The organism is Candidatus Margulisiibacteriota bacterium (assembly GCA_031268855.1).
Taxonomy (GTDB): domain Bacteria; phylum Margulisbacteria; class Termititenacia; order Termititenacales; family Termititenacaceae; genus Termititenax.
The window spans coordinates 1-10,498 of the sequence record JAIRWS010000107.1 but is presented as its reverse complement, the minus strand read 5'-3'; the positions used below and the strand labels follow the sequence as shown (position 1 = coordinate 10,498).

11 protein-coding genes and 1 pseudogene are annotated in these 10,498 nt (G+C 52.8%); 5 read left to right on the top strand and 7 right to left on the bottom strand.

Annotated features, from left to right (window positions below; genetic code table 11):
• Positions 1 to 244 precede the first annotated feature (244 nt).
• From LBJ25_06400 to LBJ25_06375, 6 genes and pseudogenes are all read right to left on the bottom strand, one after another.
• The gene (locus tag LBJ25_06400; GenBank protein ID MDR1453583.1) at positions 245 to 1,276 is read right to left on the bottom strand and encodes a PDDEXK nuclease domain-containing protein; all 1,032 of its coding nucleotides are present in this window, start codon (positions 1,274 to 1,276) and stop codon (positions 245 to 247) included.
• A 152-nt stretch (positions 1,277 to 1,428) separates the two neighbouring features.
• Positions 1,429 to 2,631, bottom strand: a complete 1,203-nt coding sequence (locus LBJ25_06395; protein MDR1453582.1) for a bifunctional 3,4-dihydroxy-2-butanone-4-phosphate synthase/GTP cyclohydrolase II — start codon at positions 2,629 to 2,631, stop codon at positions 1,429 to 1,431.
• A gap of 507 nt (positions 2,632 to 3,138) precedes the next feature.
• A pseudogene (locus LBJ25_06390) lies at positions 3,139 to 3,915 on the bottom strand (metal ABC transporter permease).
• On the bottom strand, positions 3,908 to 4,591 hold the full coding sequence (locus LBJ25_06385; protein MDR1453581.1) for a metal ABC transporter ATP-binding protein: 684 nt from the start codon (positions 4,589 to 4,591) through the stop codon (positions 3,908 to 3,910). The pseudogene LBJ25_06390 and the gene LBJ25_06385 overlap by 8 nt, the downstream one beginning before the upstream one ends.
• Positions 4,591 to 5,538 (bottom strand): metal ABC transporter substrate-binding protein, encoded by a 948-nt coding sequence (locus LBJ25_06380; protein MDR1453580.1) that lies wholly within the window; start codon positions 5,536 to 5,538, stop codon positions 4,591 to 4,593. The genes LBJ25_06385 and LBJ25_06380 overlap by 1 nt, the downstream gene beginning before the upstream one ends.
• A 42-nt stretch (positions 5,539 to 5,580) precedes the next feature.
• On the bottom strand, positions 5,581 to 5,922 hold the full coding sequence (locus LBJ25_06375; protein MDR1453579.1) for a hypothetical protein: 342 nt from the start codon (positions 5,920 to 5,922) through the stop codon (positions 5,581 to 5,583).
• A gap of 65 nt (positions 5,923 to 5,987) precedes the next feature.
• Here LBJ25_06375 and accB point away from each other — a divergent pair, with 65 nt between their 5' ends.
• Genes accB through LBJ25_06350 form a run of 5 tightly spaced genes read left to right on the top strand, consistent with a single transcriptional unit; the run spans position 5,988 to position 10,237 of the window.
• Positions 5,988 to 6,422, top strand: coding sequence for an acetyl-CoA carboxylase biotin carboxyl carrier protein (accB, locus tag LBJ25_06370; GenBank protein ID MDR1453578.1), 435 nt, complete (start codon positions 5,988 to 5,990; stop codon positions 6,420 to 6,422).
• Between the two features lie 2 nt (positions 6,423 to 6,424).
• The gene (recJ, locus tag LBJ25_06365) at positions 6,425 to 8,128 is read left to right on the top strand and encodes a single-stranded-DNA-specific exonuclease RecJ (GenBank protein ID MDR1453577.1); all 1,704 of its coding nucleotides are present in this window, start codon (positions 6,425 to 6,427) and stop codon (positions 8,126 to 8,128) included.
• A gap of 14 nt (positions 8,129 to 8,142) precedes the next feature.
• Positions 8,143 to 8,844, top strand: a complete 702-nt coding sequence (locus tag LBJ25_06360; GenBank protein MDR1453576.1) for a cytochrome c biogenesis protein CcdA — start codon at positions 8,143 to 8,145, stop codon at positions 8,842 to 8,844.
• Positions 8,845 to 8,880: 36 nt separating this feature from the next.
• A complete protein-coding gene (locus tag LBJ25_06355) occupies positions 8,881 to 9,441 on the top strand; it encodes a TlpA family protein disulfide reductase (GenBank protein ID MDR1453575.1) in 561 nt (186 codons plus the stop codon).
• Between the two features lie 4 nt (positions 9,442 to 9,445).
• Complete coding sequence (locus LBJ25_06350; protein MDR1453574.1) at positions 9,446 to 10,237, top strand: ZIP family metal transporter; 792 nt, start codon at positions 9,446 to 9,448, stop codon at positions 10,235 to 10,237.
• Positions 10,238 to 10,246: 9 nt separating this feature from the next.
• On the opposite strand, the gene LBJ25_06345 is transcribed toward LBJ25_06350, so the two are convergent.
• On the bottom strand, positions 10,247 to 10,498 hold a 252-nt coding region (locus LBJ25_06345; GenBank protein MDR1453573.1), incomplete at its 5' end, for a helix-turn-helix domain-containing protein.

Genomic DNA, 10,498 nt, shown 5'->3' with positions numbered 1-10,498 from the left:
CTTTGCGAAATTCTTTTTTAGGACGACCGGGTCTTTTGGCTTTTCTAAAATATTCAGCGGCAAGCTCTGGATTATCGCTGTCGGTCAAATCCGGGCTGTCTTTGAATTTCTTTCTAATTATGTTTAATCTATTGCATTGCATTTAATTATTGTAATAACAGAAATTGTGTCTGTCAATGGAAGTATTCATTGCCAACCAATAACAATCAGCAGCAAAAATAAAAGAGCCTTAGTGGGTTAATACCTATTTCTCATCAATCTGCTCTGGCAACTTTAACCGTTTTTCAATATCCTCCGCTGTCGGCAAGATATTCTCATATTCCTTGGGCAGTTTAGCCAACAGTTTAAACTCATTGACGCTAATCGGCTTGTCTATATCTTTTAGGGCGTATTCAGCGATCAATTTGTTCTTCTTGCGGCAAAGCAGGATGCCGATAGTTGGATTATCAGTTTCGGACTTCAACATGTCATCCACGGCTGATACATAGAAATTCAGTTTGCCTGCATACTCAGGCTTAAACTCTTTAGCCTTTAACTCAATTACAACATAACATCTCAGCTTCAAGTTGTAGAATAAAAGATCAATATAAAAATCCTGATCGCCTATTTCCAGGTGATACTGATTGCCAATAAAAGCAAAACCAGCTCCCAGCTCTAACAAGAATTGAGTGATATGGCGGCCAACTAATTCATGCTCTATTTCGTGTTCCATCATATTTTGCCTGGCTTCGATAAAATCAAAGATATAAGAATCTTTCAAAGATTGTTGCGCTAAATCGCTTTGTGGAGACGGCAGGTTTCGCTTAAAATTAGTAGTCTTATCAGCCAAAGCCTGCCGTTTATAAAGGTCATTTTCTATCTGCATATCCAGCACGTTACTAGACCAGCCATTTTCCAAGGCTTGGGAAGCGTACCATTTACGTTCAGTAGCGTTTTTAACGCTGTCCATCAAGACCACATGATGTCTCCACGGCAATTGCGCAACAGGTTGTTGCGTAAATTCTTTCTCAGTATAAATGCCTGCAAATTGTGCCATATACTGCATATTCCTAACAGAAAATCCCTGTAAATTTGGAAAAGCGCCTTTTATATCTCTAGACAGATTCTGGATAAATTTGCCACCCCAAATTTTATGCTCATTAATCGTTTTACCAACACTCCAATACAGAGCAAGAAGTTCATGATTCACACTCAGACTGGCACGGTATTGCGCCGCCTTAATGCGTGAACGGATATCGCTGAGGACGGATAGGTATTCGGTGTTGTTTAATAACATGTCGGAATTTTAGCACGATTTTACAAGGCTTTTTGTTGGTTGGTTGCGAATCAAAGTTTAATTAGCCGGACTCTCTGTGAGAGATTGGGTATTTATTTAATCCCTCCGGGGAGCACGATCTCTCCAGGCCGCACAAGTTGCGGTGCCCGGCGCTACCTGTCATCCGGCAGCAAATGCCCCAATTTAGTTTTTTTCGCGTCCAAATATTTGCGGTTGTGCGGCGTCGGCTCGATGACAATCGGCTCGCGGCCGGTGATCTTGATGCCGTAACCCTCAAGACCGATAATTTTTTTCGGATTATTGGTCAGCAGACGTATCGACCGCACGCCCAGACTCGCCAAAATCTGCGCGCCGATGCCGTAATCGCGCAAATCCGCCGGAAAACCCAAATCCTCATTGGCCTCGACCGTGTCGCGGCCGTTTTCCTGCAGCTTATACGCTTTTAATTTATTGACCAGACCAATGCCGCGGCCTTCCTGCTTCATATATAGAAGCACGCCGCGGCCAGCCTGCTCGATCGCGTGCAGAGCGTAGTCCAGCTGCTTACCGCAATCACAGCGCAGGGAGCCGAACACATCGCCGGTCAGACATTCGGAATGCACGCGGGTCAGCACATCCTCGCCGCCAATATCGCCTTTGAGCAGCGCGATATGTTCATGGCCAGAATTTTTTTCGCGGAAACCAACCGCTTTGAAAATACCGCGCGCGGTCGGCAGGTGCACTTCCTCAGTGCGCTCGATCAAAATATTCCGGCTCAGACTGTAGGCGATCAAGTCGCGCACCGTGTAAATATTTAATTGCTGCTCCGCGGCAAAAACGCGCAAATCGTCCAGACGCGCCATAGTTCCGTCCGGCTTGATGATCTCGCAAATAACCGCCGCCGGAGACAGACCGGCGTACAGCGCCAGATCGACGGCCGCTTCAGTATGACCGGCGCGGCGCAGCACCCCGCCCGCTTTGGCTATTAACGGAAAAACATGCCCCGGACGGGTGAAATCCGCCGCCGCGGCCTGCGGATCGGCCAGCAGCCTGGCGGTGACAGCCCTGTCCGCCGCGGAAATGCCGGTCGTAACGCCATGTTTTCCCGCCGCGTCGACCGAGACTGTAAACGCGGTTTTTTTGGGGTCTTCGTTGTTCTGCACCATCGGCTGAATATGCAACCGCGCGGCTGTTTCCGCGGTGATCGGCGCGCAAACCAGACCTTTGCACTGAGAGATCATAAAATTGATCTTTTCCGGCGTGATAAAATCCGCCGCGCAGACCACGTCGCCTTCGTTTTCACGAGCTTCGTCATCGACCACAATAATCATTTTGCCCTGCTGGATTTCAGCGATTGCCTGTTCGATCTTATTCATATAAAAAAATTATATCACGAGCCGCGCCACAAAAACCAATCGCGTTAAGCTTTAACGCAGGACTTGTTCCTGGCCGCGCACGGATAGGACTTTGAGCGAGGTCAGGCGCAACTGCAAAGCACGAATACCATTGTCATCGTATTCCTCCAATTTGCCGGCCACTTCCACCCAGTCATTGGCCTGCGGATATTCTTTATCCCAGACCACCTCAAAACCAGCGTTGAGGTCTGTGCCGCAGCAACCCGGGCCGTAACGGATCACCGCGTAATATTTTTTGCCGGAATCCGGATCTTCGTACATACTGAAAATCCCCTCGTATTTGAGCGTTCGTCCCAGATAATCCGGCGCATTGGCGTAAATCTCATTGGTCTGCGTCACGAAAAAATTTTCTTTGATCTCAATGATCTTTTCTTCCGCCGCCAGCAGGCTACCCGCGATCACCAGAGGCAGGATTATCCGCAGCCAGCCTCTGGCCCGCAGCCAGGCCAGCAGACCGCAAAACAAAAACAGGGCGATATTCATAAGGACTACGCTGGCGCCCGTCGGCGTGGCGTAAAGATATGAAACGATCAGCCCGCCGAGAAAACAACCAGCCGAAATAATGGCAGCCAGCAGCGTGACCGTTTGAAATTTTTTACAGACGCGCATGGCGGTCAGCGCCGGAAAAACGATCAGACTGGAGATCAGCAGCGCGCCCATCATGCGCAGTCCCAGCGCGATAGTCACAGCCGTCAGGCAGGCAATAAATGTATTATAGTAATCGGCTTTGACCCCGGCGGCGCGCGCAAAATTTTCGTCAAACGTCACGGCAAAAATTTTCTGGTAAAAACAAATAAATAGCAGCAGCACAGCCAGCGCCAGACCAACGCTTAAATACACATCACTTCTGCTCATCGCCAAAATACTGCCAAAAAGATAATTGCAGACATCGGTATTCAGGCCGGTCGTCACAGAGATCACCGTCACGCCGATCGCTAAAGCGCCGGTCGAAATAAGAGCAATCGCCGCATCGCCTTTGATTTTGCTGTTTTCGCTGATCCGCAGCAGCAGGACGGCCGCCAGCAAGACCACCGGCACGGACACCGCCAGCGGCGCGGCGTGGCAGGCGGAAGCGACAGCCAGCGCGCCAAAAGCGACATGGGACAAACCGTCGCCGATCATAGAGTAGCGTTTCAGCACCAGACTGACGCCCAGCAGCGCGGCGCAGAGCGAGACCAGCAGCCCGACGATCAGCGCGCGGACTATGAAAACGTAAGAGAACATTTCCGCAAAAAAACTAAACATGGTTTTTCTCCCGCCATTTTTTGTAATCTTTGACCGTGCCGAAAAATTTTTGCTTATTCTGCAAATGCAAAATATGCGTAGCCTGCCGCAGCGCGCCGCGCAAATCGTGCGAGACCATAATAACAGTCAGTCCGGCCTTGTTCAGTTTTTTGAGCAGCGCATAGACATTTTGCGCGGCGGACGGGTCGAGGCCGGACAGTGGTTCGTCCAGCACCAGCAGTTTTTGCGCGGCGCACAAAGCTCTGGCCAGGAGCGTCCGCCGCTGCTGCCCGCCGGACAATTCGCGGAAACAGCGGCCGCGCAGACGTGCCAAGCCCAAAAGTTCAAGGCTGGTCTGCGCGGCCTGCTTATCCGCCGCGGAATAAAAAGGCCGCCAGCCCAGCTGGCCGATACGCCCCGACAAAACCACTTCGTGCACGCTGGCCGGAAAGTCTTTTTGCGCGGCTGTCTGCTGCGGCAAATAGCTGACCCCCGGCCCGCGCCAGTCCGCAGAACAAACAATTTTTCCGGCGCAGGGAGTTTTCAGCCCCAGCAGACCCTGTAGCAGCGTGCTTTTGCCCGATCCGTTCTCGCCGAAGACGCAGAGATAGTCGCCGGCCGCCACGGAAAAATTCAGCCCGCTGACCGCGACATTGCCGTCGTAAGCCAGCGCGGCATTTTGGCAGGAGAGCGTCATCAGTAGAGAGCCTCCCGCAAAACTTCGATATTTTGGCGCATAAAATCCAAATACCCCAGGCCGCTCTGAAAATCCTGACGCGTAACATTATGCGCCGCGTGCAGCTGCCGCACCCGCGCTCCCGCCGCTTCAGCTATTGTTCTGGCCATCTTTTGATTGGACAGCTCGATGTGCAGCACCACCGGAATTTTTTCCTGTCTCGTCTTGTCGATCAAAAAACGTATCGTGGCGGGACTGGCCTCGGTCTCGGTCGAGCAGCCCGGAAAAGCCGCAAAATATTTTAGGCCGTAAGCGTCCGCAAAATAACGGAAAGGGAAACGGTCGCCGAAAATTAAAGTTTTCCTTTTGGCTCCGCCGATCAAAGCGCGGAAATCCGCGTCCAGTTTATCCAGCTCCGCCGTATAATTTTTAGCGTTTTGCCGATAAACAGCGGCATTAGGCGTATCCACAGCGCAGAGAACCTCGGCAATTTTCTGCACGATCAATCTGGCATTGCGCGGCGCAGTCCAAACATGTTCATCATATTCCGGCGCGGCCTCAGCCTCGTGTTCGTGTTCTGCCTCTTCATCCTGCATCCCCTCGACCAGCTCTTCTTCCACGACAGGAACACAGTCCAGCAGCGTTATAATTTTCATCTGGCTGGTGTCCAGCGCCGCCAGGATTTTCTCGACCCAGTCGTCGGACTCACCGCCGGTGTAAACAAAAACCGCGCTATTCTTGATCTTAATAATATCCTGCGGCGACGGCTCGTAAGAATGACTCTCCGCGCCCGGCCGCAGCAACAGCGTAACATTGGCTTTATCGCCCGCGATATTCCGCACAAAATCATACTGCGGAAAAATTGTCGTTACGACATTGAGCCGTCCGTCCGCCGCGGCGGGACGTGAAGCGCAGCCGCTTAGCAGCAAAAGCAAAGCCAGCGCGCTTAAAAATAATAACTTTTTCATGGAAAATAAACCTCCTGCTTAAAATTTTTTAGGCAGAGGCTTTCAATTATTCAGGCGCACTTTCAGATCAACCGGCGTGGCGCTGAACAAGCTCCCGCCGCGCGGCTTATTTAAAATAATAGCCGCCGCCAGAAAAAATAAGACCGGCAGCGCCGGCGCGCCGGGCACAAATAATTTTAGATTTAAACTCTGCGCGGCCTGCACAGCCAGACACACAGCGCAACCGCCGTTCGCGCCGGCGCAGTCATGTTCGTGTCCCCAATGGGCGATCCCGTAAATATCCGAAAATAAATTTACCGCGATAAATGCCAGGAACAAAAACAACGCCAGACCGCGCCAAAAAAAATGGCGATTTTCCGGATCGGTTGCGGACAGCGCGGGCATATCTTTATCTTACACCTACAAAATTCTATTTGCCAAACCGCAAACCGCTCGGATAAAATAAATAGATGGACTTCAAAAAAATAACAGAGCTGATAAAACTCGTCGAGCAGGCAGATATCAACGGGCTGGTCGTCGAGGAAAACGATTTTAAGATCGAGATCCAGAAAAGCCCTGCGGCGGCCGTCGTGCCGCAAGACCAGAATCCCGGGGCTATTCCGGCCAAAACCGCGGAACCTCCCGCCGCGGAGAAACCTGCCGCCGGTCTGCAGGAAATTAAATCGCCGATGACCGGCGCTTTTTATCAAGCGGCTTCCCCGGACAGTCCGCCGCTGGTCAGTGTCGGCACGGTGGTGGTCAAAGGCCAGCCTGTCTGCGTCATCGAAGCCATGAAAACTTTTAATGAGATCGAGGCGGACACCACCGGCACTATCGAAAAAGTTTTGGTCGCCAACGCGCAGCTGGTGGAAGCCGGTCAGCCGTTGTTTTTAGTCCGGGTTTAGCTTTGCCCAAACTCTCGCTGCTCAATCAAGAATGGCTGCGGCCGGCGGAACAGCCCGCGCTGGGCAGCCGCGCTGACGTGATCGCCGCGGTTTTACGCAATCGGAAAATCAGCGCTCCGGCGGATATCGCCGTTTTTCTTAATCCCTCGCTGTCAGACCTCGCGCCGCTGGAGCAAATACCCGGTATCGCCGCAGCCGCGGCTTATCTGCTGAAAAACCTGTCTAAAAAAATTACTATTTACGGTGATTACGATGTCGACGGGGTGACTGGCACGACGCTGCTTTACAGCGCTCTGCAAAAGCTCGGCGCGGCCAAACTGGGCTACTATATACCGCATCGTTTCTCCGAGGGTTACGGCCTGAACAAAACCGCCATACAAAAAATCCGCGGAGACGGCACGGAAATAATTGTGACCGTAGACTGCGGCATCAGCAATTACGAGGAGATCAAATACGCCAAAGAGCTGGGACTGAGCGTGATCGTGACCGATCATCATAACCCGCCGGTTATTTTTCCGCCGGCTGATTTTTTGGTCAACCCTAAAATGAACAACGATCCGGCTTTTTCCGGGCGCAGTATCGCCGGTGTGGCCGTGGCTTTTAAATTTGCCGAACAAATGTTTCGGCTCAAAGGCCAGGCGCCTTACAGCCAGACCAGGCAGTATCTCGATCTGGTGCTGCTCGGCACGATCGCCGATGTGGTTCCTCTGCTGGAAGAAAACCGCGCGCTGGCGATTTTTGGCCTGCGCGAGATCAATCCGCAAAAAAGAGTCGGCGTGCGCGCACTGGCCGATGCGGCCGGATTAACCGGACAGACGCTTACCGCGCGCGACATTGGTTTTGGTCTCGGGCCGCGCGTCAACGCCGCTGGACGGATGGGCGATTCCGCTGTTGCCGTCAAATTGCTGCTGGAAACCAACTACCAGCACGCCAAACAGCTGGCTCTGGAATTAAACAAGCTCAACGCCGCGCGGCAGGAAATCGGCGGCAAGATCAACGCTCAAGTGGCCGCCATCATTGAAAGATTGCCGGACAAAAACGCCGAGAAAGTTTTTATCCTGTCCGCGGAAAACTGGCACCCGGGCATTATCGGCATTGTGGCCGCGCAGATCGTCAGGCAGTACAACCGGCCGACCGTGCTGATCGCGGTTTCCGGCGGCGGCGGCCGCGGTTCGATCCGCTCGCTGCCTGGTTTGGATATTTTTAGTCCGCTGCAAAAATGCGCCTATCTGCTCAAAGACCACGGCGGACACAAGGAAGCGGCCGGATTTGAGATCGCCAGCGACCGTATCGAAGAATTTAAACAGGCTTACCGTAAGGCTCTGGCTGAGAACAGCACGGCGGATAATTACATCGCCAAGCTGCCGATCGACGCCGCGCTGCCTAAAGAGCAGATCACTTCCGCGCTGGCCGCAGAACTGGAAAAGCTCAATCCGTTTGGCCAGAACAATCCGCAGCCGGTTTTTACGACGACCGAGCTGTCCATTTACGACTTCGCCAAGATCGGCGGCAATAAACAACATTTGAAACTTTCGCTGACCAATGGGCAGGACATTATCGACGGCGTAGGCTGGAATATGGCCAATCTCTATCCGCTCGTTCAAAAAAACCCCAATCTGGAGATCGCCTTCAATCTGTCTATCAACGAATGGCAGGGACACAAAAAATTACAGCTGGTCATTAAAGACCTGCGGCTTAAAAAATGATATACTAATAGGCTATGAACAATCATCTGTCGGTATGGGTAGCTTTTATGGCCGGGCTTTTTTCTTTTTTCTCGCCCTGTGTTTTGCCGCTGCTTCCCTCATATTTCTGCCTGCTGGGCGGTTTTACTCCTGAACAGCTCAAACAGGAAGCGCCGCCGCTGAACGGCTATTTTCTCGCCCGCACGCTCGGTTTTATCTGTGGTTTTAGTCTGGTATTTGTCGCTTTGAGCCTGCTTCTGGCCGGTGGATTTTCTTTGCTGGGCGGCGCGGCGCTGTATATACGCTGGCTGTCCGGCCTGATCATCATCATGCTGGGCTTAAATATTTTGTTTGATTTTCTGGCTTTCCTGAATTACGAAAAACGTTTTCATCTCGCGCGCTGGCCGCAAGGCGCGGGCGGAGCTTTGCTGGCGGGCGCGGCTTTTGGCGCCGGCTGGACGCCCTGCATCGGCCCGATACTGGCCAGTATTTTGCTGCTGGCCGGACAGAGCGGACAAGCTGGCGCGGCAGCCTGGTATTTGACGGCTTATTCCGCTGGTCTAGGTCTGCCTTTTTTGCTGGCGGCTGTTTTTCTGGAGCGTTTCTGGCGGATAATCACACGCTGGCGCGCGGCGCTGCCCGTTATTCAGAAAATCAGCGGCGTTTTGCTGATCATTTTGGGTTTACTGGTGCTGACCGGCCGTTTTCAGGCACTGACCACACTGCTGAGCCGGTGAATTGATTTATTAAAAATTTTAAAAAAGGAGTTTTTTATGCGTAAAATAATTTTAGTCCTGTGTTTTGTTTCTCTGGCGTTGTCCGCCGGCAATAAAGTTTCCCAAAATGTCTACGTCGCGCCGGAGGTGCGCCAGGCTTTTGCCACGGCTGGCCTGCCGGTCTTGCGAAAAACGCGTCCGGCCGTTGACCTTACGCTGCCGCTGGCGTCCGGCGGCACATGCAATATTCAGGAGTTGTCCGGCAAAGTGGTGTTTTTAAATTTTTGGGCGAGCTGGTGCGGCCCCTGCGAGGATGAAATGCCCTCTATGGAAAGGCTCTATCAAAAATTTAAGCCGCAGGGTCTGGAAATGCTGGCGGTAAATTATCAGGAAACACCGGAAACCGTGCGCGCTTTTCTGGCGGAGAATAAACTTTCTTTTCCGGCGGGGTTAGATATTTCCGGTAAAGCAACCACGAGACTTTACGGGGTCACCGCTTTTCCGACGACATATCTCATCGACCGAAAAGGCCGGATTATAGTCAGGGTGATCGGCAGCATGGAATGGGATACGCCGGAAATAATGGCGGCGTTTGCCGCGCTGCTGGCGCAGGAGTAAATATATGCGCGATTTTTTGTGGGCGGCTGGCGGTGTCGGATTTATATTTTTAATGACCTGTCTGGGCGCGGCGCTGGTTTTCTTTTTTCGTCAGCGGACGAGCAAGGTAATGCAGACTTTGTTCCTCGGCTTTGCGGCTGGAGTAATGATCGCCGCTTCGGTGTTCGGCCTGCTGATGCCGGCGATCGAGGAAACCGCGGCGGCCGGACAGATCAGCTGGCTGCCCGCTGCCGGCGGGTTGGTTATTGGCGTGCTTTTTTTGTACGGGCTGGACAGGATCATTCCGCATTTACACGCTTTCACCAATGTGCGCGAAGGCCTGTCCAATTCCCTGAAGCGGACGACGCTGTTGGTCTCCGCGGTAACTCTGCACAATATTCCGGAGGGCATGGCGGTCGGTCTGGCTTTTGCGCTGGCCGCGCAACACGGCGGCGGATCGGCGTTGTACATGTCCGCGCTGGCGCTGGCTTTGGGCATCGGCATTCAAAATTTTCCGGAAGGCGCCGCGGTAGCCCTGCCGCTCCGACAGGAGGGCCTGCCTGCCCGCCGGGCTTTTTTGCTGGGCTGCGCGTCAGGCGCGGTTGAGCCGCTGTTCGGTCTGCTGGTGGTATCCGTAGCCGGTTTGATCGCACCGTATATGCCCTGGCTGCTGGCTTTTGCGGCGGGGGCGATGCTGTATGTGGTTGTGGAAGAGCTGATCCCCGAGGCGCATCTGGGCGAACATTCCAATCTGGGCACTCTGGCGGTCATGGGTGGTTTTTTGGTCATGATGATTTTGGATGTGGCGCTGGGCTAAAACAACGGTTTAGGATTTTTTTATTCCCGTAATAATTTTCTCCGGTCTTATCTCCAGTCCGCCGGCTATGGCGAATAATATGGAAATAGACGGATTGCTTCGTCCGGTCTCGCAGCGCTGCAGATATTTGAAATTGATGTCCGCAGCCGCGCTCAACTGCTCGATGGTTAATTTTTGGCGCTCACGCAGGAACCGGAGCCGTCTGCCCAGAGCCAGCAATAATTTTTTATCCGGTTTGTGCGGTTTTTCATATCGAGCCAC

Coding starts and splice junctions, on each gene's coding strand:
- LBJ25_06380 (MDR1453580.1), bottom strand. CDS start 5,538: ATGAAAAAGTTATTATTTTTAAGCGCGCTGGCTTTGCTTTTGCTGCTA.
- LBJ25_06395 (MDR1453582.1), bottom strand. CDS start 2,631: ATGAATAAGATCGAACAGGCAATCGCTGAAATCCAGCAGGGCAAAATG.
- accB (MDR1453578.1), top strand. CDS start 5,988: ATGGACTTCAAAAAAATAACAGAGCTGATAAAACTCGTCGAGCAGGCA.
- LBJ25_06355 (MDR1453575.1), top strand. CDS start 8,881: ATGCGTAAAATAATTTTAGTCCTGTGTTTTGTTTCTCTGGCGTTGTCC.
- LBJ25_06385 (MDR1453581.1), bottom strand. CDS start 4,591: ATGACGCTCTCCTGCCAAAATGCCGCGCTGGCTTACGACGGCAATGTC.
- LBJ25_06400 (MDR1453583.1), bottom strand. CDS start 1,276: ATGTTATTAAACAACACCGAATACCTATCCGTCCTCAGCGATATCCGT.
- LBJ25_06375 (MDR1453579.1), bottom strand. CDS start 5,922: ATGCCCGCGCTGTCCGCAACCGATCCGGAAAATCGCCATTTTTTTTGG.
- LBJ25_06350 (MDR1453574.1), top strand. CDS start 9,446: ATGCGCGATTTTTTGTGGGCGGCTGGCGGTGTCGGATTTATATTTTTA.
- LBJ25_06360 (MDR1453576.1), top strand. CDS start 8,143: ATGAACAATCATCTGTCGGTATGGGTAGCTTTTATGGCCGGGCTTTTT.